Source organism: Mesorhizobium sp. M1227, from assembly GCF_040318315.1.
In the GTDB taxonomy this organism is placed as follows: domain Bacteria; phylum Pseudomonadota; class Alphaproteobacteria; order Rhizobiales; family Rhizobiaceae; genus Mesorhizobium.
Window position 1 is genome coordinate 208978 of sequence record NZ_JAMYLZ010000006.1, and the last position, 25403, is coordinate 234380.

18 protein-coding genes, 1 tRNA gene and 1 pseudogene are annotated in these 25403 nt (G+C 60.0%); 5 read left to right on the forward strand and 15 right to left on the reverse strand.

The genetic code is table 11. From position 1 onward, the window contains the following. Nucleotides 1–138: 138 nt before the first annotated feature. Together trxA and NKH28_RS11465 are read right to left on the reverse strand one after the other, a co-directional pair. On the reverse strand, nt 139–1131 hold the full coding sequence (gene trxA, locus NKH28_RS11460; RefSeq protein WP_352458335.1) for a thioredoxin: 993 nt from the start codon (nt 1129–1131) through the stop codon (nt 139–141). Between the two features lie 85 nt (nt 1132–1216). Beyond that, nucleotides 1217–1714, reverse strand: coding sequence for a prolyl-tRNA synthetase associated domain-containing protein (locus NKH28_RS11465; protein WP_352458336.1), 498 nt, complete (start codon nt 1712–1714; stop codon nt 1217–1219). Nucleotides 1715–1944: 230 nt separating this feature from the next. Here NKH28_RS11465 and NKH28_RS11470 point away from each other — a divergent pair. Then, nucleotides 1945–2019: transfer RNA gene (locus tag NKH28_RS11470), tRNA-Gly, on the forward strand. 131 nt (nt 2020–2150) lie between these two features. On the opposite strand, the gene NKH28_RS11475 is transcribed toward NKH28_RS11470, so the two are convergent. The 5 genes from NKH28_RS11475 to NKH28_RS11495 all read right to left on the reverse strand — a co-directional run bounded on the left by NKH28_RS11475 (nt 2151) and on the right by NKH28_RS11495 (nt 9727). Continuing rightward, on the reverse strand, nt 2151–4376 hold the full coding sequence (locus NKH28_RS11475; protein ID WP_352458337.1) for a mechanosensitive ion channel family protein: 2226 nt from the start codon (nt 4374–4376) through the stop codon (nt 2151–2153). Between the two features lie 439 nt (nt 4377–4815). Beyond that, complete coding sequence (locus NKH28_RS11480; RefSeq protein ID WP_352470874.1) at nt 4816–5886, reverse strand: adenylate/guanylate cyclase domain-containing protein; 1071 nt, start codon at nt 5884–5886, stop codon at nt 4816–4818. 3 nt (nt 5887–5889) lie between these two features. Next, nucleotides 5890–6381: a Rab family GTPase gene (locus NKH28_RS11485; RefSeq protein WP_254818889.1), complete on the reverse strand. Its 492-nt coding sequence runs from the start codon at nt 6379–6381 to the stop codon at nt 5890–5892. Between the two features lie 15 nt (nt 6382–6396). After that, nucleotides 6397–9054, reverse strand: a complete 2658-nt coding sequence (locus NKH28_RS11490) for an OmpA family protein (protein WP_352978896.1) — start codon at nt 9052–9054, stop codon at nt 6397–6399. Between the two features lie 7 nt (nt 9055–9061). Next, nucleotides 9062–9727, reverse strand: a complete 666-nt coding sequence (locus NKH28_RS11495) for a DUF3450 domain-containing protein (RefSeq protein ID WP_352470876.1) — start codon at nt 9725–9727, stop codon at nt 9062–9064. Between the two features lie 407 nt (nt 9728–10134). Between NKH28_RS11495 and NKH28_RS11500 the strand changes: the two genes are divergently transcribed. After that, nucleotides 10135–10266: a glycosyltransferase gene (locus NKH28_RS11500; protein WP_352684428.1), complete on the forward strand. Its 132-nt coding sequence runs from the start codon at nt 10135–10137 to the stop codon at nt 10264–10266. Nucleotides 10267–10346: 80 nt separating this feature from the next. Continuing rightward, the gene (locus tag NKH28_RS11505; RefSeq protein ID WP_352978898.1) at nt 10347–13319 is read left to right on the forward strand and encodes a trifunctional glycosyltransferase/class I SAM-dependent methyltransferase/polysaccharide deacetylase; all 2973 of its coding nucleotides are present in this window, start codon (nt 10347–10349) and stop codon (nt 13317–13319) included. An 86-nt stretch (nt 13320–13405) separates the two neighbouring features. Here the strand turns inward: NKH28_RS11505 and NKH28_RS11510 are convergent, their stop codons facing one another. Beyond that, nucleotides 13406–14086, reverse strand: a complete 681-nt coding sequence (locus NKH28_RS11510; RefSeq protein WP_352470916.1) for a peroxiredoxin-like family protein — start codon at nt 14084–14086, stop codon at nt 13406–13408. Between the two features lie 19 nt (nt 14087–14105). Continuing rightward, nucleotides 14106–17405 (reverse strand): adenylate/guanylate cyclase domain-containing protein, encoded by a 3300-nt coding sequence (locus NKH28_RS11515; protein WP_352978900.1) that lies wholly within the window; start codon nt 17403–17405, stop codon nt 14106–14108. 171 nt (nt 17406–17576) lie between these two features. Between NKH28_RS11515 and NKH28_RS11520 the strand changes: the two are divergent. Continuing rightward, a pseudogene (locus tag NKH28_RS11520) lies at nt 17577–17787 on the forward strand (adenylate/guanylate cyclase domain-containing protein); the annotation flags it as partial. A 78-nt stretch (nt 17788–17865) separates the two neighbouring features. On the opposite strand, the gene NKH28_RS11525 reads toward NKH28_RS11520, so the two are convergent. The 3 genes from NKH28_RS11525 to NKH28_RS11535 all read right to left on the reverse strand — a co-directional run bounded on the left by NKH28_RS11525 (nt 17866) and on the right by NKH28_RS11535 (nt 20878). After that, on the reverse strand, nt 17866–19251 hold the full coding sequence (locus NKH28_RS11525; protein ID WP_352978902.1) for a hypothetical protein: 1386 nt from the start codon (nt 19249–19251) through the stop codon (nt 17866–17868). 204 nt (nt 19252–19455) lie between these two features. Continuing rightward, nucleotides 19456–19980 (reverse strand): GNAT family N-acetyltransferase, encoded by a 525-nt coding sequence (locus NKH28_RS11530; protein ID WP_352470882.1) that lies wholly within the window; start codon nt 19978–19980, stop codon nt 19456–19458. A 91-nt stretch (nt 19981–20071) separates the two neighbouring features. After that, entirely contained in the window at nt 20072–20878 is an 807-nt protein-coding gene (locus tag NKH28_RS11535; RefSeq protein ID WP_352978904.1) for a hypothetical protein, read from the reverse strand. 204 nt (nt 20879–21082) lie between these two features. On the opposite strand from NKH28_RS11535, the gene NKH28_RS11540 reads away from it, so the two are divergent. Then, a complete protein-coding gene (locus NKH28_RS11540) occupies nt 21083–22498 on the forward strand; it encodes an adenylate/guanylate cyclase domain-containing protein (RefSeq protein ID WP_352978906.1) in 1416 nt (471 codons plus the stop codon). A gap of 37 nt (nt 22499–22535) precedes the next feature. Here the strand turns inward: NKH28_RS11540 and NKH28_RS11545 are convergent, their stop codons facing one another. The 3 genes from NKH28_RS11545 to NKH28_RS11555 all read right to left on the reverse strand — a co-directional run bounded on the left by NKH28_RS11545 (nt 22536) and on the right by NKH28_RS11555 (nt 25401). Continuing rightward, nucleotides 22536–23015, reverse strand: a complete 480-nt coding sequence (locus tag NKH28_RS11545; RefSeq protein ID WP_352541938.1) for a class I SAM-dependent methyltransferase — start codon at nt 23013–23015, stop codon at nt 22536–22538. A 209-nt stretch (nt 23016–23224) separates the two neighbouring features. Beyond that, nucleotides 23225–24406 (reverse strand): ABC transporter permease, encoded by a 1182-nt coding sequence (locus NKH28_RS11550; protein ID WP_352614641.1) that lies wholly within the window; start codon nt 24404–24406, stop codon nt 23225–23227. Continuing rightward, nucleotides 24403–25401 (reverse strand): ABC transporter permease, encoded by a 999-nt coding sequence (locus tag NKH28_RS11555; RefSeq protein ID WP_023675966.1) that lies wholly within the window; start codon nt 25399–25401, stop codon nt 24403–24405. Before NKH28_RS11555 ends, NKH28_RS11550 begins: the two co-directional genes overlap by 4 nt. Nucleotides 25402–25403: the final 2 nt, after the last annotated feature.

Consider the following 25403-nt stretch of genomic DNA (forward strand, 5'->3'; position numbering starts at 1 on the left):
GAAGCGCACAAAATCCGTCTCCTCCCGGCCGGCACAAGGCGCAACACCGGAAACCTGAAATCGAACGCCGTCCGAAAACCTAATCTGGCGCAGCCGCGGCCTACCGCAAGCCCGCGCGACAAAACAGTCTGCGCCGGCTCAGGAAAACAGCAGCGACGACAGTTTGCGCCGTGCCGACAGCGTTGCTTCGTCGGTCATGCCCCATGCCTCGAAGAGCTGCAGCAACTGGGTTCTGGCGCCGTCGTCGTTCCACGAGCGGTCGGCCTTGATGATCGCCAGCAGATTGTCGGCCGCCGCCATGCGATCACCCTTGGCGTTCTGGATCATGGCAAGCTCGAACCGTGCCTGGTGATCCCCGGGATTTTCGGCCAGCCGCCGTTCCAGTTCCGCCGGATTGCCGAGCACTGCTGCTTGCGCGGCGAGCGCCATCTTGGCCCGCAGCGCGGCGAGCTGGGGCGCATCCTTCTTTGCTTCCGGCGCCCGCGCCAGCACCGCCTCGGCACCTTCGGCATCGCCGGCCTCGAACAGCAGATCGCCCAAGCCAGCGATCGCCTCGATTGTCTCCGGCGCCTGTTCCAGGATGGCATCGTAAATGTCGGCCGCCGTCTGCACGTCCCCGGCGTCGCGCGCTTCGGCGGCCGCGGCCAGCGCCTCGGCAACTTGCGGCGCACCGCCGTTCTTGCCGCCGACCTTTTGGATGAATTGCGTGATCTGACTCTCGGGAATGGCGCCCATGAAGCCGTCGACCGGCTGGCCGTCCTTGAAGGCAATGACCGCCGGTATCGACTGGATGCCAAGCTGGCCGGCGATCGATGGATGGTCGTCGATATTCATCTTGACCAGCTTGACCTTGCCACCGGCGGCTTTCACCGCCTTCTCCAGCAGCGGCGTCAATTGCTTGCAAGGGCCGCACCACGGCGCCCAGAAATCGACCAGCACCGGCTGGTGACGCGATTCCTGGATCACGTCAGCGGCAAATCCAGCGGTCGTTGTGTCCTTGATGACGTCGGCCGGCGCCTCCGCAAGCGCGACCTTCTCACGCGCGGCATCGGTGCCGCCATATTGCACGGTGGTGGCATACCGGCCGCCATTGCTGCCAAATGGGCCGCCAAAGGGGTTGCTATCACTCATCTCGTCGCCTTTCGGTCGCGCCGCCGGCCAAGGGACGGGCGCAACATCCTTCTTTAGAACCCGGTTTCAGTCACCCATGTGGCGATCATGCCGAGACTTTCAAGATAACAGCATCATGTCCGGTTGCCTCGACGAATTTGACCAGGTCCGCGGCAGCGATGGAAGTCGTCGCTTCGTTGGTCAGCGGGTGGGCATTGACCACCGCATGGCTCATCAGCTCCTCGTCCAACACGACCTTGACCCTTCGCTCGGTGTCGTTGATCAGCCCGAACACCGTGACCGCGCCCGGGACGACGCCGAGAAGCTCCATCAGCATCTCCGGCCGGCCGAAAGACACGCGCCCCGCAGCGCCGATCAGATGGTGGATCTGCTTGAGATCGACCACCGCCTCCTCGTCGACGCTGACCAGGAAGAAATTGTCCTTCTTGTCCTTGAGGAACAGGTTCTTGGTGTGGCCGCCGGCAATCTCGCCGCGCAGCGCCTGCGAATCGGCGACCGTGAACAGCGGCGGATGCCGCCGCGTCGATACCTCGATCCCGAGTCCGGCAAGAAAGGCGAAAAGTTCGGCTTCGGTCTTCGGCATCGGTCTTTCTTCTGATGGCCCGCTTTCAACGGCTTGTTCGGCTAACGCCGTTTACGGCCAATGATGCGGCCAAGACAAGCCCGTCGCGCAACGCGGGGGTGATTGCCTTGCGACGTCCCGAGGAGCGCTTCTCCGCATTGCCGGCGAAGCAAAAAGCCTGCGAATTCCCTGTTGCAATCGCCGCGCTCTTCAGCCATATAGGCGCGGCTTGCGGCCCAAAAGCCGCGCGAGCGGGTGTAGCTCAGGGGTAGAGCACAACCTTGCCAAGGTTGGGGTCGAGCGTTCGAATCGCTTCACCCGCTCCAGTTTCCTTGAGGGGAATCAAGCGATTAAGAGGCGCCTTTCGGGGCGCCTTTTGCTTACGTGGCGAAAAGAGTGTCCCTGCCATGGCGATGCGCGGAAAGCCGCGCTGTGACCAGCAGGTGTCGCAGCTTTTCTATTCCGTTGTGCTAGCTTTTTTTCTGCGCCGAATAGTGTGCGACTGCGCGACGGCCATTTTCAACTCGGGCGTGATCTCCAACGGTGCATTCTCTGCCCCATGTTGGTTCTGTAGCCCCTGGACCTGGACGGTCGGAAATGGGAGTTCGATGCCCTGCTCCTTGAAGACCTGGCGGAGGCGTACATAGAATTTGCGTTTCATACCGAAGGCGCCTCCCGGCTTGGTTGTGGCCTTGACCCTCAATACGATGCCGTATTCGCCGAACTCCTGTACGCCCTGCATCTTGATCGGGTCGAGCACCCAGTGTTTGAACTCGGGATCTTCCGCCAGTTCGAGGCCGATCCGCTTGATCAGCTTGCGAGCGAAGTCGATATCGGTGTCATAACCAACGGTGATGTTGAATTTGTCGATAACCCAGTCACGGCTCTGGTTCTGGACTGCCCCGAGTTCACCGAAAGGTATCGTGAACAGCGGACCACGATGGTGGCGCAGCTTCACCGAGCGCAGCGAAAAGCTTTCCACAGTACCCTTGTAATTGCCCGATGAAATGTATTCGCCAACACGGAACGCATCATCGAGCAGAAAAAACACGCCTGAAATGACGTCCTTGACAATGGTTTGTGCCCCAAAGCCCACGGCGACGCCGACGACGCCAGCGCCGGCGATCAATGGGCCGATCTGGATACCCAGCGAGGCGAGCATCATAAGCACCGCCATCACGATGATCGATGCGAGCAGAATATTCTGGAGGATCGGCAAGAGCGTGTGCAGCCGTGCCTGCTGCGGATCGAGGATCGGGACGTCCTCGTCGCTGATCACAGGGTGCGGTGTTTCTATGCCCAGCTTTCGTTCGATCAAAGCTTTGATGATCGACCAGCCGAAGTCGGCGGCGAGGGCAATGACCACGACATTGATCAAGCCGCGCAATATGAACGTCGTCGTCGTATCGCTGTCCCGCATGGATTGCATGTCCAGACCCCAGACACGTGCGAGAAGGTAAGCCGCCGCCAGGATGAAAATCATTCGGATTCCGCGATCGATGACAGCGATCGTCACCGCCGGGATCGTGGGCCGGCCGACATCTTCCGAACCTGGCCGCAGAACGAAATTAACCCCGCGCTGCGTCACCACGATTGCCAAAGGCAGGAAGAATGCGGCGAAGGTGAACCAGAAGTATGTATAAAGGCCAGCGATACGCTGCAGGAACAGGACGACGAAATAAGCAGTCAATAGCCATGTCGCTTCCGTGTGACCGATGTGGCGCGCACCGTCTCGCTGCGTTCTTGGCCGACGCCAAATGGCGAGCAGCAGGAGCAACAGCAGCACGAAATCGGCGCCCAGTGACAGGACCATCATTCCGTCCTGATCGATGCCGAGACCTGGCAAGAGGATAAACGCGGCGCCGAAGAAGGCGAAGACGCCGACGATCCGGGGTAGCCAATAGGACCAATGGTCAGCCGCTTCGTTGGTGATCGGCAAAGCACGAACCTCGACGGCGTTCTCGACGTTCATGAAGGAAGGGACGAGCATGGCCATGACGTACATGCGCACACCCCATGTAACGACTGCCGCCATCAGAAATGTCAGTACAATCTCGCGGATAAGCATCGGCCAGTCGAACAACATGAACGCGCCGGCGCTGCCCAGTGCGAAAGAGACTATCAGCATGCTGGAATAAAGCAGGCGGCCACCAATCTTCTTGGCTCGCCCAACAGGCGTATCCTTCAGTTGCGCGATAATCCAAAGACGAAATGGACGGGTGAGCTTGAATGTTGCCCAAGTGAGTGCCAGGCCGGCAGCGATGAACATTGCAATCAGCACAAATACGCCGGCAGGCCCCTTGCTGGACATATCCTCCATCGTCTCTGCCCGAACGCGCGCGAACTGGCCTGGCAGCAAGGGCAAAGTTCGCACGATTCTTTCGATATGATGCCTGATCCCATCGAGCGTCGAGGATGCCATCGTATTCATCTGGCCTGGTGCGGCCACAGCGCCGGACGATGCGTCGGTCGGCGAAGCCCCTCTCTCGGCGGGCGCTCCCGTTGATCCGGCGTCCTGATTTCGCTGTTCGGCCACCCAGGCCTTCACTGACGGATCGTCGAGAAGCTCGAGCAGCTGTTTGACCCTTTCAGGCGGGACGGTCGCCGGCGCCTGCGCCTGCGCCTGACCAGCCAACAAAAGGGCGATCCCAAAGACGAGCGGCCTGGCAATCAGGGCAAACATCGCAGTCAGGTCTCCGAGACGCCGTGCCGGGCGCGCCAGGTTCCTGGCGCCCAATCGTCGAGTCATGAGTGGCATCGTGCTGTTAACCTTCCGGTCAGATCGGCGAGCAACGACATCTATGTCCGTTGTTGCCCTACCTTGAAGAAACCGATGTTGCGGTGCAAGACGTCATCGTTCCGAGCCAGACCGTTGCGCCGGGTACTTGGCGGTGTTTATTTAGCCGCGGGGGCAGGACATTCCGACCTCGTCCCAGGCCTCCGGCCGTTCTATGGACTGGGCATCGACGTTAAATCTCAGGAACTGATTTCCTGAGTTGACCAGGACAGACCTTTGGCGGTCGCTCGGTGGTCAACTGCTTCGCGCACCGCTGCGGACATTCGAAACCATGATGTTGCTTGAGATGAAATGCGCTTCCGGGTCGGCACTGCCATGCGGCAAATCAGGCCGGGAGCCGCCACATTCGCACACGACCTGTACCACGCAATTCCGTTTCCTGGAGTGGGTCGCAAGCAAAATTTGGTCCAAGCAGTTGATGAGTTGCATCCGAAATACGGATTTCATCGGGCTCCGCGGACGTTTGGATACGTGCGGCGAGATTAACGGTGTCGCCCCATAGGTCATAGGCAAACCGCCTTTTGCCTATGACGCCCGCCACGATTGGTCCTGAGTGAATTCCAATTCTGAGTCTTATCGGTTCTCCTGCGAAGCGTTCGCGCTTAACCGCCTTCCGCAGTTCAAGTGCATAGTGCGCAAGGGCTTCCGCATGATCGGATCGCGCGGTGGGCAGGCCAGCGACCACCATCACACAATCGCCGATTGTCTTGATCTTTTCGCAGCCGTATCGCTCCGAGAGCAGATCCGCCGCCTTGAAGAAGTAATTTAAAATAGCGAGCGTCGTCACGGCTCCGACGCTCCGCGCTCTTTCCGTAAAGCCGACGATGTCGGCAAAAAGCACACTCACCTCCGCATGGTTGTCTGCAATTTGTTCGTGCGCTTTTAGCCGCTCCGCGATCGACGCCGGAAGAATGTTGAGGAGTAGGGCTTCGGCGCGCTGGTATTCACGCGACAATCCCTCTTGGCTCGCCCTCAACGCCTCGTTTGTCGATTGTAGTTTCTCGTTGAGTTGACGCTCCCTCTCTTGCAGGAGCGTCATTTCATAAGCCTTCTGTTGAAGCCGCTGCCTATTGTCGCGTTCGGCAGTGGCGTCAAGAAAGAGCAGCCACACGCAGGCATTGTCAGCAAAAAGATGGAGGTCCGCGACACGCCCGCTGGGCAGTTCGACCATGGCCATATCATATGGAAGCTCCGGGCAGGGCAACAAACCTTCCATGAATTCAAGCTGCTCGGCAACAGGCTTACCTATGCGAACTGACGAGAGTCCGTAATGGTTAACGTTACCGCCCTTCGCAGCTATGCAAAGCTGGGCGTCGATTTTCAGATATGCGACCGAGCGCTCCTTGTAGAAGAAATCGTAAATCCAGCTTCTAACTTCTCTTGGCAAGACATCCATGGTTTATTTGCTGACCATCGAAGCAAGTTGACGAAACGCATCATCAACATGTTCGCCCGAAAGCGCACTTGTCAGATAGATTTGCCATCCAAGTTGCCTCAGTTCGTCAATTTCACTATCCGATATTGCCCACCGATCGGCCAGATCGGATTTGTTGAACAGCAATACAAACGGCATAGCGCCGAATTCAGCCTCGGCCCGCTCGCGCAACGTGAGCGCAACGGCAAGAGTAGCAGCGCGTGTTCCATCGACGACAAGCACGAGCCCACTCGCACCTCGCACATAGCTGACGCGGAATGAGCCGATATCGTCTTCGCCGGCCAAATCCCACAAAATCAGATCCACGGTTTTGTCCGGGAATGCGACACTCTTCTTGTCGATTTTCACTCCCACCGTGGTCAAGTAGGTTTCTGAAAAGATGCTTTGCACAAACCTGCGAACCAGACTCGTCTTTCCGACAGCGAACCCGCCCAACATACAGATCTTCTTTTGCAATATCCTGGGCTCCGCCTAGTGGAAGTTTACCGTAACCGAAACTCTGCGGTTGGCGGAGTTCCCGGTTCGGCTATTTTCAATCTCCGCTGGCTCAAAGGTGCCCGCGCCGCGAACCAAGAGCAACTCCGGATCGACGCCGCGCTTCTTGAGAAGCGCACGAACTGTCTCCGCGCGCGCGGCGCTGATCGACAACTTGGCCGTTTCACGGCCCGTCTCGTCCGAATGGCCGGTCAACATGAACTGTGCTGTTACGCCTGCCTTGCGGGCGTCCTCGGCCAATTCCTTCAACTGATTCGCCAATTTGTCGAGAACCGGCAGTTGCTCTGGTCCCGGTACAGCCTTGCCAGAATCGAAGAAAATGTTGACCGCTTGAATAGCCTCCCTCAAATGAGTGAGTTGCGGAGGGGTCAACTCACGCAGCTCGGAGAGTTCTAGAGAGAGTCCGTCCGCGGACAGCTGTTGGGCGGCGACCCGCGCCCGATCTATCCAGGCGGCAGGAGCTTCACCCTGGGCAACGATGCGATCCTTGATGATCGAAAGCCGTACTGAATCCGGCGGAGTCAGCGACGCCATCAGCCGCTTCACCACGAACTTCGGATCAAGGCTTTGATAGAATTGCCACTGTGAATGAACGCGAGCAGGATCGACCCCTGTTCCGGACAGCAGAGCCTTCGGGTCGGCGGCCTGCGGGTCTCTCAGGCCGGAAATATAGAAATGTCCCCCCCTCGCCGTTTGTTGGGCGACGATGATTCCCGCTTGGGCCTCCAGTCGCGACACATAAGTCTGCCAGTGCTCCGCCGCGCGTGCCTCGGGGCTCACATCACGAACCTTGGAGATGTCGAATTCCGGTCCGCCTGCCGAGAGCTGTCGGGCCGCTGCGCGTGCGCGGTCTATCCAGATGTCGGGAGCCTCACCCTCGGCAACGATGCGATCCTTGACGATCGAAAGCCGTACTGAATCCGGCGGGGTCAGCGATACCATCAGCCGCTTCAGGACGAACTTCGGATCAAGGCTCTGATAGAATTGCCACTGCGAATGAACGCGGGCGGGATCTACCTCCGTTCCGGACAGCAGAGCCTGCGGGTCGGCGGCAAGCGGGTCTCTCAGGCCGGCAATATAGAATTGGCCATCACGCACCTTTTGTTGGGCGACGATGATTCCCGCTTGGGCCTCCAGTCGCGACACATAAGTCTGCCAGTGCTCCGCCGCGCGTGCTTCGGGGCTCACATCACGAACCCTGGAGATGTCGAATTCCGGTCCGCCTGCCGAAAGTTGTTGGGCCGCTGCGCGCGCCCGATCTATCCAGGTGTTGGGAGCCTCACCCTCGGCAACGATGCGACCATTGACGATCGAAAGTCGTACTGAATCCGGCGGAACCAGCGACGCCGTTAGCCGCTTCAATACGAACTCCGGATCAAGACTCTGATAGAATTGCCACTGTGAATGAACGCGGGCGGGATCGACCTGCGTTCCGGCCAACAGCGACTGCGGGTCGGCGGCAAGCGGGTCTCTCAGACCGGCAATATAGAATTGGCCATCACGCACCTTTTGTTCGGCAACGATGATGCCCGGCTGGGTCCCCAGTCGCGACACATAGGTCTGCCAGCGCTGCACGGATTGCCAGGAAAGAAAGAACCAACCGCCTGCCGGAATCAAAACCAGCAGGACTGCAGCCACGACCAGCCACGGAAATCCCTGGTTTGATTCCTCCTGCTTCAGTTCAACGCAGGTCTGCAACTGCGTCTCTACGCCGGCCAACTGCGAACTGTCGCCGTCAAACTGCTGTAGAGCCTGTGAGCATTCATCATGGATGCGAAGCAATACATCGCGAATTATTTCATGTAATTCCTCCGGCGGATTTCCCCGGATCACCGCAACCAGCGTCGCAAACGGTCCAACTTCCGACCAGAGACGAAGCTCTCCGAAACGAATGGTATCCAGGCCGCTCTGTTCTTTCTCGTTAAATGAGTCTTTTACAAAATCTTGAATTGCACTAAGCATAGAAGAAATGAGTTGAGGATCTTCGCTAGTTGCATTATCGGCAGTTACATGCGCTATCAAAAGCCCGGAATTGCGATTGATTAGAAAGACGTGTTCTACACGATAAACAAGAGAATGCTTAAGAACAACTTCTGAGAAGCTTGCTCCTGTTCTCCAAGCTTCAAGTCTCCACTTGAGCCCATGCCAGGTAAATATATGTCTTAAAGTTTCATTCAACGATTGAAAGGTCTGGTCGATCTTTTCGCCGATCGACTTGCGAATAGCCGGCAGAAACACCGGGTACAATATATCCGTCAGCGTACGCGGGCTCTTCTGGATGGACCGTTGCACGGCCCTCTCGACAGCTGGCGCAAGGGCCTCTCCGAGTTGCGCATGAGGCGCACGTGCGGCTGCACTGGGGAGAACGCTCCCCAGTGCAGCCGCAAGCTGCTCGGGTTCGTCGAGCAGGTGCGTAACTCGTGAAAGCTCCGAAATTTCGCGGCCGACCAGCAACTGGCGCAGCGTTTCCATGCGAGGGTCGGCGGTTGGGATTCCGTCGAGACGCGCACGATAGTCCGGATCAACGTTCCGGGCAATTTCGATCAAAAGGCGAGCCAGCGCCTCGCGATCAATCTCTGTATCGTTCGAAGCTGCTCTTTGAGGGAGGCTGATTGGGTCGACAGTCGACGTCAAGTTCCGATCAACTCACTTTCCAGGTACGCTCCGAGTTGTTCTTGCTGCCGACGGGATCCTGATTTAGACATTTTGCAACCTCAACAAACAGGCCAGCCAAAAGATTTCGGTCGGTCTTGACATTGCCAAGATCGGAAAACATTTTCTCCATCAGCATCTGAATGCTTTCATTCTTTTGCTTGATTTCCTCACGTAGCAAATGATCGTTTCGATTTATCCGGTCCGCAACTTCCCGCTCAAGCTCGCTCAACTGATCCGACAACGCGCGCACCTGCTTTTCGAGCGCCTGATTTTGCTCGCGAAGATTCCGATCAATCTCCTTATCGGCGTCGGCTCGCGCGTCTTTTTCGTTCCGCAATTGCGCCGCAAGCGAGTCGACCTGCTTCTTTGCATTTGACTCGTACATTTCAAGATTGCGCTTGGCCTCGGATTCGACATCCTTGAAGCGCTGCAAGACCCGTTCTTCAAGCTTGGAAAAGCGGCGGTCATAGTCCTGCATCTGGTTGCCGAACAGCAGATCACGTATCTTGTCGACACCTACAGCGTCGCCGGGGGCCCCACTCTCGCGAGCCTGGCCCGCCATGAAGGTCAGCCCGCTTCCGTCTGCATTACTTATCAGATTTGCGTCCGCTTTATTTGCCGAAGAAGCGGTACTCGAAGATTCCTTGGCCATCCCATGCCCCTTCTTTTGAACATTGCCACAGCGCTAATTTAGCAACTGGTAAACTTGCCAGTAAAATTGTCGACCCGCAAGCCGGAATCTTCTCGGCTTAAGTCGGTTCGAACGTCCCCATTCGGGTAGATTTCGACATGCGGCTCGATCCGGATCAGCTCGCGCTCGCGTCTTCGCCCGCGATCATCTTTATGCAGATGAAATGCGAGAGCGGAGATGCCCTGGCGCATCGACCTCAGCTCCAAGCCGTCGGGCATTCGCGCTGCCATTCAGCCTGTGTTCAAGTCTTTTTTGCCCGCCTCTAATTCGCCCTTATCTTGACAGGGCAGTGCTGCCAGCCGATGCCGTCATCCGGTTTTGACATTTGCCAACTCTTGCCGAAGAAAACGAAAGCTCGATGATCCAGGATGCTACCGCAACGCGGTGTGGTACCGATGCTCAATGCCGAGCAAACCGTCGGCGCCATGCTTGCCGGCATCCGCCGGCAGACCTGCCAGATACTGGATATAGTGGCGATGGACGATGGGTCGACGGACTGATCGGCGTCGATTGTGACGGCCTACGCCGAGAAAGTTCAACACATCTTGTTCTACCTCGAACCAGGCGCGGGTAAGACGGCGTGGCGCATGATCCCTTGGTTTCAATCGTGGTTCCTGCGCACAACGCGGAGGTAACGCTGGCGCGCTCACTCGATTGTCTTCTTGATCAGGAAATAATGGATTGGGAGGCGATCATCGTCGACGACGCCTCCACGGACCGCACCCCTGCGATCATCGCCGGTTATGTAGAGCACGATGCCCGATTTCGGATGTTGAGCTCTTGCGCGCATAGCCCCGCCGGCGCGCGCAATAGCGGGATTTCGAAGGCGCGCGGCCACTGGCTCATGTTTCTGGATGCGGACGATTGGGTGGATGCCAGCTTCCTTGCCAAAATGCTGGCCGCACTGAAATCCGCTCCCGATGCAGTGGCTGCCTATTGCGGTTCCCGACGCGTGATGCCCGATGGCGAACTCACGGCGTCGAGCATCGCAACGGAGGTTGCGATTCAACCCTTCGAAACGTTCGCCCGCCGGTGTGCCGTCCGCACTCACGCGCTGCTGGTCGATCGGGAGATAATTGTCGAGTTGGGCGGTTTCGACGTGTCGCTGCGCACCTGCGAGGACTGGGATCTGTGGCAGCGCCTCGCACGTCTAGGCAAAAATTGGGTGATGGTCGACGAGCCGCTCGCTTTCTATCGGGCCAGCCCCAACGCGCTCAGCCGCAATTCGGCGCAGATGCTGGCAGATGGCGAAGTCGTGATCGCTCGCGGCTTTTCCGCCGATCCCAGGGTCAAACACCCGGCATCGGCTCACGCCAATGGAGCGACCGACGCGAACGGCCACACCGCTTCAGAAGCACTCGCGTGGTTCGCGTTGTGGAACGCCGCATCGGATTGCGGCTGCGGCTCGCGCTCGATCAACCCGCAGTCCCTGCGCGCGCTCCCGGCAGGACGTAAGTGGGCGCGTGAGATCGCCAAGGTGGCCGTCGATGGCCTTATGGTAGGAAGCCTGTCGGTGCCAGCGCAATTGGCTGCCAGGTGGGACAGGTTCGGCGCTTCCCTCACCGAGTTGATCCTCGAACTCGGCAAGGTCTGGAATAATCCCGACGCGGCTCGCCGCGTGCAGTATCACTTTGAGCAAATGCTGCTCGATGTCGACGATCTTGCCGCGCCGCGCAGGCTGGCGCGGACACTTGGAATTCGTGTCGACGCGCGAAATCCGGCCTCGATCGAAGTACCGAAAGGAATCGATCAAATCTATGCCCATCTGATGATGGATGGCCAGATCGAGGCTCTCGTGCAGTTCGGCGTACTCGGGAGAGTGACGAGGCGTCATTGGATTGAATTGATCCTGAATTTCCTGCCTTCTGAGCGGCCTATGCACAGTGCCGCGCGACTTGCGAGGCGATCGCCTGTGGATGCACCGCAAAAGGGCGCCGGTGCCGACAAGTCAAACATGTCTGCAGCCGAGGCATTGTTGTCCATGGCGGGACGCCGGTCTGATCGGGACAGCCATTTCGGCAAACTTGCGGGATTGGCCGCGGAAGCGCAGGCGCTGGTTCGGTCGAGCGCCGAAACTAAAGAGCCTTTTGCAGCGCCGCGCCGTGCACGGGCCGCGGATGGGCGCGACAATGACCGCACATCTTTCTGGAATCGCCATTTTGCGATCGAGGATCCCTGGAACTACGGTTCGCTCTATGAGCAGGAAAAATATGAGCGGCAGCTCGAAATTCTGCCTGCCGGTCCCATCGGACGGGCGCTTGAGCTGGCCTGCGCGGAGGGCCACTTCACGCGGCAGCTGGCGCCGCGCGTGGGCCATTTGACCGCAACTGACATCTCCGCCGTAGCCGTCGGGCGGGCGCGCGCGCGATGCAGTGATCAGCCGAACGTTGAGTTCGGCGTACTGGATTTTTCTGCGGACACGCTGCCGGGCGAGATGGATCTGATCGTCTGTTCGGAAGTGCTCTACTACCTGGACGATCTCACCGAGTTGCGGCGCATCGCCAAAAAACTTGTTGAGGCGTTGGCGCCTGGCGGCAGTTTCATCAGCGCACACGCATTCGTGCTACGAGACAATGTTGAAAGGACGGGCTTCGACTGGAACACATTCGGTGCACAAGCGATCTCAGAGACGCTGGCAGCGGGCCACGGCCTCGTTCTCGAGCAATCGATCCAGACCGAGCTCTACCGCATAGACCGCTTCCGCCGCCTGTCACCAGGCGACGTGGCGACGGAACCGACGATAGATCATGTGCCAATCCGCGCACCCGTCGAAATCGGAGTCGCACGAAATATCGTCTGGGGCGGGGCGCGGGCCTTGCGCCGCGACGTCGCACATAGCGAGCGGCGGCAGCGTATCCCTGTCCTCATGTATCACAGCGTCTCCGATGAAGGTCCGGCCGCGCTCGCCCGTTTTCGGCTCGCGCCCGCCGCATTCGCCAGCCAAATGACATGGCTGCGCGCCAATGGCTTTCACGCGATTAGCTCCGAGCAGCTGGAATGGTTCATCGCCAACCGTCAGCCTTTCGTTGGCCGCCCAGTGCTCATCACCTTCGATGACGGCTTCCAGAACTTTGCCGACCATGCCTGGCCGGCCTTGCGCGCGAACGACCTGACCGCGGAAGTGTTCCTGGTGACGGACTTGGTGGGTGAAAGTGCACAGTGGGACGCCTACAGCGGCCCGCCGACGCAGCTTATGGACGCCGGGACGGTGCGACGCCTCGCCGGCGAAGGTGCGTTCTTCGGAAGCCATCTGGCGACGCATCGCGCGATCGATGGTCTGTCGAGCTCTGACTTGGCCGCCGAGCTCCTGCGCTCTCGTATGTTCATCGAACGGTGGACCGGTCGGCCAACCGCGGCGTTCGCGGCACCCTTCTCTGTCACCGACCGACGGCTTGGCAGGCTGGCCAAGGAGTGCGGCTATCGAATCGGCTTCGGCGGCAGACACGGACCGGCGGACCTCGATTGCGATCCCATCGACCTTCCGCGCATCGAGATTCGTGGGGATCGTTCGCTCGATGACTTTGTTGCCGTTGTCGAGGCCGTGCTCGCATGAACCGTGAACTTGTCAGTGTCTAGATTCGTACCAAATTGGTTCCGCTTTTTTGTTCCGTGTCCCGCCCGCTTACCTCGTTCGCAAGTCTATTGGGCGACTTGGGATACGGCTGACATCAGCTCCTGCGGGCTTGGCGCCCCAAACATGTATCGCCCACCCTCTGGAACCTCCGTGAAGCTCCAGCGGACGATCCCCTGCCGGTCCAGCAGGAACTGACCGACCAATTGTCCGTGTCCCGTTGCTAGCATCTGCTCGTCGGCTTCGGTCAGCTCGTAATGGTCCCTCTTGTTGAGCATTTCACTGGCCGCAAGAGGATCCATAGGACCGGGCAACTCGCCTGGTATGTCGACCCGCATATCCTTTGCCGCTGCCATCGAGACCTTGTACGGCCAGTTCGTCTCGTTTTGGGTGAATTCGAGATTGGGCAGTCCAAAAGCACGATGTGAAGCGCGTTCAGGATCGGAGGCCGCAAGCAGATTCGGCATCGGATGGTAGCGGAAATAGAGACGCGCCCGTTCGATCGGCGTGTTGACCACCGTCAGGCTCTCCACGCCCCTTTCGCGCAGCTCCGGATCAAGCCGCGCCTGGGCGGCGATATGGCGCCGGCAAAACGCGCAATGCAGACCTCGAAACAGGCCGACCAGCACCGGTTTTTGGCCGCGAAAATCGTCAAGCGCGATCTTGCCTTCCTGGGTAATGGCGTCGAGTACCACGTTTGGCGCACGGTCGCCCGGTTGAAGCGGCACCAAGTCACTACGCGCGGACATTTCCAACCTCCAACCCCGGCTAGTCGAGAAAAGGCAGCACCACAAGCGCTTCCGGGTCGAGCCCGTGCTGGGCGCATATACCCTGCGCCAGGGAAAAGTAGCGTTCGGCCTCGGCCAGATTGTCGAGATCGAGATTAAGCGTTGCGAGACCATCATAACACGGAAACAGCAGTTGGGGTTCGCCCGTTTCGCGAGCTACGTCCAGTGCTTCGTGGAACAACCCAACCGCCAGGTCCGGGCGGCCGTTGCACTGGTGGATTTGCCCAAGCACGATCAAAGGCACCGGCAGGTGCTCGCGCTGGTCGAGCGCACGGTCGATCTCAATGGCCTTCTCGGCAGCGGGTACGCCCTCCGTTGGACAGCGATCCGTGAAAGTACAACAAGCGACCGCCAGATTGGCGAGGAGGCGCGCCTGGAAACCCAAATCACCAATACGGCGCGCCACTTCAAGACCGCGCCGACAGACCTCCATTGCCTTTGCGGGATCGATGGTCGTGTAAAGCACGCCGAGATTGGTGTAGCCGCGGCAGGCCGCGCCCAGCAGACCGGCGGCTTCGGCCAATTCAATGCTACGCTCAACCTGACGCACGGCCTCACGGTTTCGCCCAAGGCGAGCCAGCGCGACAGCCTTGGTATTGAGTGCCTCGGCGGTCACAAGAGTGGCATCACACCTTACCTCGGAGACATGCTCCGTTGTCAGTGTGCCTACGCAATCCAGCGCCGCGTCTGCCCATTTTGCCGCGAGAGCGTGATCTCCGCTACGGAACGCCTGTCGGCCACGTTCTTGCCACAGATGCGCCTGTTCGATCGGGGCATCCGCTCCATCGAGGAGCGCTGCCGCCTCGGCATAGCGGGGTTCTGCCTTGTCCCGCTTGCCGACATCCCAGAGTAGCCGACCGATCTTACGCAAAACTCGCGCCGAGGCGACGCGATTGGCTGACTCGCGGTATGCCTGCAACACCGTCTCGTAGTGGTGGTGCGCGATCTCACGGCGGCCTGCCGGGCCGCTCAAATCGGCAATGCGCTCTGCAATTGCCAGTTTGAGCGGTGTTTGCCCGATCGCGCCCAACGCAGTCAGTGCTCGCTCGTAGAAACGAAGGGCGTCGTCGTTGGCATATATCATGCGAGCGCGATCGCCTGCCGCCTGCAGGTAATGCGCGCCCTTCTCCCGCTCGGCGCTCTGTGCAAAATGATGACCCAGCACGGTCAAATCCTCGAGCCGTTCCGGCTCGTCGCCGCACAGTTGCTCCAAGGCAGCACCGATCCGCCCGTGGATTTCGGTCCGGCGTTGCAGGAGCAGATTCTGGTAGATCACGTCCTGCAGCAATGTTTGCGTAAAGCGGTAGCTTTGAGACGAGACCGAGCCTGATCCGGCAACTTCCTCGATGATTTCCGCATCGCAAAGCAGTTCGCAGCCGGCTTCGAGCCGGCCGGGGTCGGCTGTCACGGTTTTCAGAAGTGTGGCATCGAAGCGCGGGCCGATTACCGCGGCCTCCTGGGCCAACCGGCGCACCTCTTGGGGCAGCCGGTCGACGCGGGCAAGCAACATTGCCTGGATAGTGGCGGGGATGCCGGTTGCGACTTCGCCTGCCGAAGTCCGCCATCGCTGGCCCTCTCGCACCAGTACACCGCGATCGATAAGGCCGCGAACGATTTCCTCTACAAAAAGGGGGTTGCCGCCCGCGCGCTCGAGGATCTGGTCGAGAAGCCCTCCCGCGGAGCTTACCCAGCTCTCGCCGAAAAGCGCTGCCAGCAGGCTGCGTCCGTCATCATTGTTGAGTGGCGGAAGCCTGAGCGCTGTGTGACTGACCCGACTTGAGTCGAGCTGGTCGTTGTCCGGCGCCGGACGATGCGTGACCAGCAACATCAACCGCGTGCGTTCCAACCTGTCCATCACGAAACGTAGTGCCTCGAGCGACACGGCGTCCGCCCAGTGCAGGTCTTCGACGACAATCAATAGCGGCGACAACGCAAGCCGCCGTTCGATGATTGTGCGGACTGCGTAGAGAATTTGCCGCCGCAGCTGCTCGGGCTCGACATGCTGCAAGGTGGCATCGGGGTCGCCAAGGCCAAGCACATGGTAGAGCAAAGGCATCAGCCGCTTCGCCTCCTCGCCCTGCAGGCCGAGATCGGCAAGCAAGCCTGCGAGCTTCCCCCGCATTTCGTCCCCATTGTCGTTTTGCATCATCCCGGCAGCGCTGCGCACCACTGCGCCCAAGGCGCCAAAAGATTGTTCACCCAGCGGTGAGCACGTGGCCTGCCGCACGGCGACGTTGCGAAAACGCTCGTCGTCGCCGACGCGGGCGACGAACTCACTCACCAGCCGCGATTTCCCGATGCCGGCTTCTCCGACGAGGCGGACAAGTTGGGCCGAGCCGCCGCACGCCTGGTCAAGGCTCGCCATCATTCTATTGAGCTCCGCACCACGACCTATTAGCGGCGCACTGAGGCCGAGCGCCTCGAGCCCGCGCGCTGCACGCGGCACCGCTAGCGGTGCGTCCAGTCGATGAACGAGCACGCTGCCAGCCTTGCCGCGAAACACGACATCACCCAGCGACTCATAAGAGAAGGCATGCCGGGTCAGCCTGTGAGTGAGCTCGCCTACCAGCACCTCACCCGGTGCGGCCAGCGATTGCAGGCGTTGCGCCGTATTCACTGTGTCGCCGGTCACGGAATAGGATCTGGCGGTGCCGATGCCCAATCCGCCAGTAACGACCGGACCAGTGTTTATGCCGATGTGGAGTAACAGAGGCGAGCCGGAGTGGGGGGTGCTTTCGCCGAGCCGCGCCGTCCGGGCGATCATGTCGAGAGCGGCACGAAGCGCGCGTTCCGGATCGTCCTCATGCGCGACCGGCGCACCGAACAAAGCGAGCAGCGCATCGCCGATGAATTTGTCGACGAACCCACCAAAGTTTCGCACGGCCGCCGTCAATTCCTTGAACAGTTTGTTCTGCAGCGCTTGCATGACCTCGGGGTCGAGCTGCTCGCTGAGTGTCGTAAAGCCGCAAAGGTCGGCGAACAGGACCGTTACCGTCCGGCGATCGGCGTCAGAGACGGGATGCAGCCCTTCTTCGCTTTCGATGTTCGGAAGCAGCGACGGAGTTCGAGAAGGCGACACAATGGTCCGGCTTGGTGCCGGAGCAGGCCGTTCGACGGCTTTTGCGGGCGCACCGACGCTTGCCCCGCATTTCGGACAGAACTCGAAATCAGGTGCGCAGGTGTAGCCGCAACTGGCGCATGGCACGGGCTGGCGCCTGCCACACCTCGGACAGAAGGCGTAACCGCCCTCAATCTCGAAACCGCAGCCCGAGCAGTCCATCGAACAAGACCTCACTAGTGGCCGTGACGGCGTGATCTCGCTCGCACTTCACGGCCAGGCTATTCACAAGGATGCACCGATAGCCGTCGGCGGGCAAGCGGCAGCGGGCGATCCGTGTGGGTCCGGTGGCAGAGCGCTACCCATGACCTCTGATGCAACGGCTGGCTCGCAAACGCTGTCACCGACGTCTCGCGCGCGTTTCTGGCCGCCAGCTACGGTCATCTGGGCCGCTTCGCCGAGGCCCGCGCGCCATGGCAGGAGGTGCTTCGCGTCAATCGCGACTATTCGCTGGATACCGCTACAAAGTCTTGGTCTGCCACAAGAACCGGTCGATTTCGAACACGTGGTGGATGGGCTCCGCAAGGGCGGTGTGGTGCAATGACAGGTGAGGCCTGTGCGGCGGGGTCAGACGCCAGAGGCTCGCCGATGGATCGCCGTCGCTTGCGGTTGCGAATTAGGCTCAGGTCGGCTTGATCTCTGCCTGGCCGATCTTGCGCCATCTGGCGTTTTCGCGAACCAGTTTCAGGTCGTCGGTCGTCTCGGCAAATGTCCTCAATCGGTATTGCCGGAGCAGGTCCGGGAAGAGCGCTCCTTCCGGCAGGACGGCAAGCTGCTCGCGGACTGAGATCTTTTCATCGATGACCCGCATGCCCCAGGCATTTTCCCGAACCTGCAGTTCCGCGGCCAGATCGCGCTCTTCCGGCACGTTTTCGTCCAGCACGGCCAGAAGGATCGAGTGGAAAAGCGCTACATAGCCAATCTGTCTCAGGCCGCCCACGACCCGCACGCGCGGCAATATGGCAAGGACGAGGAACGTCAGGAACAAGTTCGGCAGCAGCACGCCGTCCAGCAGCGCCTGCCTGAGATACGGCCGCTCGAACGGGATGGAAAGACCTTGCGGCCTGTCGGGCTCGATCAGGTGCCCGTTCTCGAGAACGAGCTTGCGCACGCGCTCCTCGCGGATGCCCCAGAAATGGTCCGTGGCATTGGGCAGGAATCTGCCAAATGGGCTCGATGCGGCCTCTTGCCAGGCATGTTCGAGACGCTGGCGTCTTGCGGGTTCAATCAGCAGCCTGGAAAGAAGGCTGCCGTCATATTCTAGATGCCGCGCCATGGCAGCCGCGGCGACCCGATCATCGACGAAAACCGGCAGGGCCATGCCGGCACGATCCCAATTGGCGACCAGATCCTCATTCAGTTCAGTCAGCGCATCGGCGGCGGTTTCAAACACCTTGTCCCGGCTGGCAAGCAGTGTGCCCAGCCAGCGGCTGGCATCCGTTTCATCGCCCACCGCTTCGAGCGCGCGCTTGTTGATGGAGACGGGACCGGCCACGCAGGCGCTTTTGCGGCACAGTTTGTGGCGCCCCATGCCAAACAGGTTGACCTTGTCGTCGCCGACATCGAGCCATCCCGGCCCCTCCCGGCCAACTGTCTCCATGGTCATCGTCGTTCCCATGAAGCCGACGAAGGCCGACAGCCCGTTTTCGACCGCGCCGAGCCAGGCAAGCAGAAGGGCATCGAAGGTGATCCGGTCCATCAGAAGCAAGCAGTGCAGGCCGGACTGAATCACCGGTCTGTGCTCGAACTCGTCGAGGGCTTTGCCGATCTCCTCAGGCTGCATGATCCTACCGAGGCGCTGATGCAGGACTTCGCGCAGGATCGAGCGGGCAGCGATCGCCGGGCCCGATGCAGGCCTTGCCACCGGCCGCCACAGATGGCGGGCGTAATCGGAAACCGGTGCATTCCAGTTCTGCTCGATGTCGCGCACGACCTCCGGGCAGAGCAGCGACAGCACAGCCAGAATTTCCCGCGGAGGGGTAGGGGTTGGATCAAAGACGGCGGTCATTGGCCCCGTCTAGCCGCTTGCGGTGTAAACGCCAAGCGAGACCAGACTTGCTGGATGCGGCCGGCCCACATAGATCGTCAATTCGATCAAGGTGGTGTGAGACGAAATGACCGTATCCTACGCAATTCTCCTTGAGCAATCCCCTGTTCGCTGCCTCGGCACGAATTGTCAGATTGGCCAAACAGCTAAGGCAAACAGCGGATCTTAGAACCGCAGCCGGGCCATGCTCAGGAGGTCGTGGTACTGCCCGTCGGTAAAGCCGGCCTTCACATGCCGGCCTTCGATCTCAAAGCCGTGGCTCTTATAGAGACGGAGGGCCGCTTCGTTGTCGGCATAGACGGTCAATTCGACTCGCTTCAGGGCGCGCCAGTTGTCGGCCACGTCAAGCAGCGCGCCAAGTATGGCAGAGCCGATACCTTTGCCGACAAAGGCATCGTCAAGGCCGATATTGATCTCGCCGATGTGCGAACGGCGCGGTGAACCTTGCACGACCAGGCTGCCATGGCCGACGACCTTGCCGTCCAGCTCGGCAACGATCCAGGTGGTTTCCGGGCCGGACTTGGCAATGCGCCGCGCCACCTGCTCCACCATCTCGAAAGGCATCCTGAGCGTGCCCCAGCGGAAGCCCGGCATGTTGAAGATAGCGCAAAGCGCCTCCGCATCGCTTGACCGGACGGACCGCAGCAGCGGCTGGATTTTCTCGGCGGGTGGCGAGGTCGTGCTGGTCATGGCGTTCCCGGCGAAGGCAATCGGCCCGGTACGATGCACCGGACGCCACCTGAAAATCCAGCCGTCTCTGACCTATGATACCGATTGCGGGCTAAAAATACCGGGAGGCAGCGTAGAGTTTGAAGACGCCGCTGATGCCTATGCAGCCGAAAAGGGCGAGCCAGCACAATGTCCCGGTCGCCGTCCAGTCGATCCGGTGCACCGCAGCGTCGGTGATGACGACGCCGAGGATAGCAAGCAGGCCAACCAGAAACTGGGCCAACCCGAGCACCAGCAGTTCCTCGCGCGGCGCGCTTCTCCAGACGAGATATATACCGCCCGCACCGGCGAGGAAGATGGCGCTGTAGACCTGAGCGTGGAAGGCATCGATCGGCCATGGCCAGATGCCACTGAATGTCAGGGGAAACAGCAACAGGCCGACGCCATAGAGCCCAAGGATCGCGGATTCCGCCGGCATGTAGCCGCGCCATGCGGGATTTAAGGTCACGCCTTTTGCAGAAGGACGGGCCCTGGCCCGCCACAGGAACAGCCCGGATACCGCGGCCGAAGCAAGATAGACCAAAAACCACAGCCAAGGCGCTTTGCGCTCGAAGTTGAAATAGCCGAGATTGATGAACGAAGCCACCGACACGATGACGGTGAAGATGAAGGCCATGACGAGCACGAGCCTGCCGGGCGACCAGCGATTCCAGACCAGCAGTGCCGCCATCACGACCATTTCGGCGGTGTAGAAGCCACCGAGGAAGCGCGCATTGAACGGCGTGACGGCCCAAGGCCAGCCCGGTTTCACCAGCGCAGGCATGAAAAACAGGCCGGCGCCTACGATCAGGACGACGATGACCCCCGCAGAAAAAAGGCGCAGGACCGCGGGAAATGGCGGATTGTCTGATGTCGGCATGGGAGAAAATCCCAAAGATGAATGCTCCATGGACCATCATAGTGCTGCTTGCGGCCGGTTAAAATCCGCCGAATGGAAATTGAACGGTCACCAGGCTTATCCATTCGAATGGCCGTACGGTCCGTTTCGAAGTAAGATGGAACACTCGGACCAAAGATCGGTCCGGTCAAAACGCCTCGAGGTGCATTTTCCGGAGCCTGCACGATGAACGAAGCTCAGGATCTATTCTCACTTCTGCGACAATCGGCCGATGTCGATCCGCAGGCGATCGACGCGATCAAGCGAACCATCGCGGAGGGCGAGGACCGCGAACTTTGCCGCATCAATGCGCCAGCCTTCGCCAGCAAGCATGACCTCGACGAGGAGCGCGCAATAGGCGCCTTTCTCCATGCGGCGCGGGTGGGCATCTTCGACATTTCCTGGAATGTTCTGTGTCCCGGCTGCGGCGGCGTGCTCGACACCAACGCCACGCTGAAAACCCTGCAAAAGGACGAATACACCTGCGCGCTGTGCTCCGAGGGCTATTCACCGACTCTCGACGAGATGGTCGAGGTGACATTCACCGTCAGTCCCCGCGTGCGCAGGATTGCCGCACACAATCCACACGAACTGCCGGTGGCGGAATATTTCCGCCAGATCTACTGGGCGTCTGGCGTCGATCTGCCGGAAGAGGATTTCGTGAAAAAGCTGGAAGCGTTCTCGCTGGAGGATATCGAGCTTGCGCCCGGTGAAAAGGCGGTTCTGACCATACAGCTTCCGTCTGAATTCATCATCGTCTTCGAGCCGGTCACCCATTCAGCGCAGTTCATCGACGGGAAGGGCGAACCAACAAAGGAGCGCCGGAGCCTCTCTTTGGCCTTCGACCGCGACCATGTCCAGAACCAGACGCTGGAGATGCAACCCGGCCCGTTGCGCATTTCGCTGGAAAACCGGACCGACACCCGCGTGCTGCCGACAGTCTTCATCGCCGGCCAGACATTGCATGATTTCCTGGGCAAACGCCGGCCCTTCCTGACCGCCAAGCGCCTGCTCACCAACCAGACGTTCCGCGATCTCTATCGCACGGATACACTCGACATCAACCAGCGCCTGAAGATCACCAGCCTGACGTTCCTGTTCACCGACCTGCGCGGATCGACCGAGCTTTACGAGCGGGTGGGCGACCTTTCAGCCTTCGATCTCGTGCGCGAGCATTTCCAGGTTCTGCACGAGATCGTCACGGCGGAGGCAGGCGCGGTGGTGAAGACGATCGGTGATGCGGTGATGGCGACCTTCGCGACGCCTGATCGTGCGATTGCTGCAGCCCTCAGGATGCGCGATGCCATGCGTACGCTCAACGACAAGAGCGGACGCGAGGATCTGCTGCTCAAGATCGGAGTCCATGCCGGCCCCTGCATCGCCGTGTCGATGAATGAGCGACAGGACTATTTCGGCCAGACGGTCAACATTGCTTCGCGGGTGCAGAACCTTGCCAGCGCACAGGCGATCTTCGCCACTCGAGCGGTGGTCGACGACAATCTCACCGCCGATCTCTTACACAGGAACGCGCTGACGCCCGTGCCCCACGAGGTCTCGCTGCGCGGCATTGACCGGGAGATAGCAGTATACACGATCCCCTGAAGGCTTGGCCCCTGAAGAGTTGGCTCGTCCCGGCCCCTCACACGCGCCTACAGATAAAATAACGATCGGCGGCAATCGAAGGTGGCGGCGAGAGGCGTTGCAACTGCGGGTGATCGAGCGGCGTGCCGCTGACCGCGATGCCGCCGACGCGAAGCAGGCGCGCGGTCAGATCGGGAAGCCAGGTAGAGGTCACTGCATCGCGATCTTCATAGCCGGTGCCGATGTCGGCATGAACAAGAGCGGCGTCGATGCCAATGAACCTGCTCGCCGTCTCGCGTATTTCGCCGAGCACGAGGTTTTCAGCTTCGGGAATTGAGCTGGCGTGTGCGGCAAGTGCGCGATCGAACGCTACGATCCGGCGTCCGGGCAGGCGCTCGCGCAGATGGTGGAACGTCCGGCCATTGCCGAGGCCGAGCTCGAGCACGGGCCCCTCCATCTTCGCAACCTCGGCGCAGACATGATCGAGTATGTCGCGCTGTGCGGTCATCCTCCGGATGAAACTGTCAAGGCGACTCATGTGCGATTGTATGTCCAGAACCAGTTCACGAAATCAACTGCCCCCGACCAGAGCGTTTCGCGGCTGAAACCCCAGGCCGACGTGCTAAACCCCGATCGAGTCTTGCCGCGTGTAGAGGCGAACGATGAACACTGCAACAAGCGAACAGGCTGCCGACAAGGATCATACCGGGTGGAATCGGCGGCGCAGCACGCGGCGGAACAGCGATGTCATTTGTAGGGGTCCGCGGCGTCCCGCAGCCCGTCGCCCAGGAAGTTGAACGCCAAGATGACGAGAACGACGGGGAGCATCGGCAAAAGCAGCCATGGATAGAACGCGATCACGCTGACGCTGCGCGCCTCGGTGAGCAGGATGCCCCAGCTGGTTATCGGTGCCCTCAGGCCGAGCCCGAGGAAGCTCAGCGCCGTCTCGCCCAGGATCATGCCGGGTATGGAGATCGTCGCCGTCGCGATCAGATGCGACATGAAGCCAGGAATGAGATGCCGCCCGATGATGCGGCTGCTTCTGGCGCCCATCAATTGCGCGGCCAGAACGTAATCCTCCTCGCGCAAAGCTAGAAGCTTTGAACGCACGGCCCGCGCCAGTCCGGTCCAGTCGAGCAGCCCGAGGATGACGGTGATGCCGAAATAGATCAGGATCGGACTCCAGGTTATCGGCATGATCGCCGCCAGAGCCAGCCATAGCGGAATGCTGGGGATCGATTGCAGAACTTCGATTATCCGTTGGACGATCAGGTCGAAGATACCGCCGTGATAGCCGGCCAGTCCGCCGATGACAATGCCGAGCAGGAAGCTGAAACTGATGCCGACGAGGCCGATTGTCAGTGAAATGCGGGCGCCATAGATGATGCGCGAGAGCACATCGCGCCCCAGCCTGTCAGTGCCGGCCAGAAAGAGCTGGCCGTTTTCGGCGGGGCAGACAAAATGCCTGTCACCTTCGATCAGGCCCCAGAACCGGTACTTATCGCCCTTGCAGAAGAAACGGATCCGCTGAACATCATCCTGTTTCTCGATGTAGTTCCGCTTGAGCGTGTCCATATCCAGCGTCATCTGGCGGCCATAGACGAACGGCCCGACGAACTCGCCGTTGTGGAACAGGTGCACCCGCTGCGGCGGCGAATAGATGTAGTCCATGTTGCGCGTGTGCAGATCGTAGGGCGCCAGGAACTCGCAGATCAGTATCCCGAAATAAAGCGCTGCCAGGAATATGCCGGATACAAGGGCAAGCCGGTGCCGACGGAATTTCCACCACATCAGCCGCAACTGCGACGCCTGAAAGACCTTCTCCTGCTCCGGCGTCATCGCCTCGACCGACTGCAGGTCAAAGGGCTCGATGGAAACGTAGTGTTGCAGTGGGGCACCCGGAGCGGGCAGCGGCGATTGCGTGTTCATTTGGTGCTGCCGCCTTGCAAACGAATTCGCGGATCAAGTAGCGCCAGCGCCAGGTCGGAAATCAGGACGCCGATGACCGTCAGGAAGGCGAGGAACATCAGGAACGACCCTGCGAGATACATGTCCTGGCTTTGCAGCGCCTTGATCAGCATCGGCCCGGTCGTTTCCAAAGACAGCACGATCGCCGTGATTTCGGCACCGGAGATGATGGCCGGCAGGATAGAGCCGATATCCGAAATGAAGAAATTGAGCGCCATGCGCAGCGGATATTTGACCAGCGCCCTGAAGGGATGAAGGCCTTTGGCGTGCGCGGTCACGACATATTGCTTATGTAGCTCATCGAGCAGATTGGCGCGCAGCCGCCGGATCATGCTTGCCGTGCCCCCGGTGCCGATGATCAAGACCGGAATCCAGAGATGGGCGAGGATCGATTTCGCCTTGGCCCAGCTCATCGGCTCGCCGAGATATTGCTGGTCCATGAGATGGCCGATAGACGTTCCGAACCAGATGTTGGCGAAATACATCAGGATCAGCGCCAGCATGAAGTTCGGAATCGCAAGGCCGAGAAGGCCAAAGAAAGTCAGGCCGTAGTCGCCCCAGCTGTATTGATGCGTGGCGGAGTACATGCCGATCGGAAAGGCGATGAGCCAGGTAAAGATGATCGTGACGAAGGAAACCAGCACCGTCAGCCACATTCGGTCCCCGACGACGTCGCGAACCGGCAGCTCATATTCGAAGGAATAGCCGAAATCGCCGTGCAGCATCCCGCCGACCCAGTAGAAGTAGCGAATGACCGGTGGCTTGTCGAAACCATATTCCTTGCGCATCATCTCGATGCGATCGGAATCCACCGCTTCGCCCTGAGCCCGAAGCTCGGCAACATAGCTGTCGAAATAGTCGCCTGGGGGAAGTTCGATGATCGTGAACACCAGTGCCGATATGACCAGCAGCGTTGGAACCATCACGGCGATACGCCAGACAAAATATCGAAGCACGC

Excerpts from the sequence above, each read along its gene's own strand:
- trxA (WP_352458335.1), bottom strand. The coding sequence starts at position 1,131 with ATGAGTGATAGCAACCCCTTTGGCGGCCCATTTGGCAGCAATGGCGGC.
- NKH28_RS11465 (WP_352458336.1), bottom strand. The coding sequence starts at position 1,714 with ATGCCGAAGACCGAAGCCGAACTTTTCGCCTTTCTTGCCGGACTCGGG.
- NKH28_RS11475 (WP_352458337.1), bottom strand. The coding sequence starts at position 4,376 with ATGTTTGCCCTGATTGCCAGGCCGCTCGTCTTTGGGATCGCCCTTTTG.
- NKH28_RS11480 (WP_352470874.1), bottom strand. The coding sequence starts at position 5,886 with ATGGATGTCTTGCCAAGAGAAGTTAGAAGCTGGATTTACGATTTCTTC.
- NKH28_RS11495 (WP_352470876.1), bottom strand. The coding sequence starts at position 9,727 with ATGGCCAAGGAATCTTCGAGTACCGCTTCTTCGGCAAATAAAGCGGAC.
- NKH28_RS11500 (WP_352684428.1), top strand. The coding sequence starts at position 10,135 with ATGCTACCGCAACGCGGTGTGGTACCGATGCTCAATGCCGAGCAAACC.
- NKH28_RS11510 (WP_352470916.1), bottom strand. The coding sequence starts at position 14,086 with ATGTCCGCGCGTAGTGACTTGGTGCCGCTTCAACCGGGCGACCGTGCG.
- NKH28_RS11515 (WP_352978900.1), bottom strand. The coding sequence starts at position 17,405 with ATGGACTGCTCGGGCTGCGGTTTCGAGATTGAGGGCGGTTACGCCTTC.
- NKH28_RS11525 (WP_352978902.1), bottom strand. The coding sequence starts at position 19,251 with ATGACCGCCGTCTTTGATCCAACCCCTACCCCTCCGCGGGAAATTCTG.
- NKH28_RS11530 (WP_352470882.1), bottom strand. The coding sequence starts at position 19,980 with ATGACCAGCACGACCTCGCCACCCGCCGAGAAAATCCAGCCGCTGCTG.
- NKH28_RS11535 (WP_352978904.1), bottom strand. The coding sequence starts at position 20,878 with ATGCCGACATCAGACAATCCGCCATTTCCCGCGGTCCTGCGCCTTTTT.
- NKH28_RS11540 (WP_352978906.1), top strand. The coding sequence starts at position 21,083 with ATGAACGAAGCTCAGGATCTATTCTCACTTCTGCGACAATCGGCCGAT.
- NKH28_RS11545 (WP_352541938.1), bottom strand. The coding sequence starts at position 23,015 with ATGAGTCGCCTTGACAGTTTCATCCGGAGGATGACCGCACAGCGCGAC.
- NKH28_RS11550 (WP_352614641.1), bottom strand. The coding sequence starts at position 24,406 with ATGAACACGCAATCGCCGCTGCCCGCTCCGGGTGCCCCACTGCAACAC.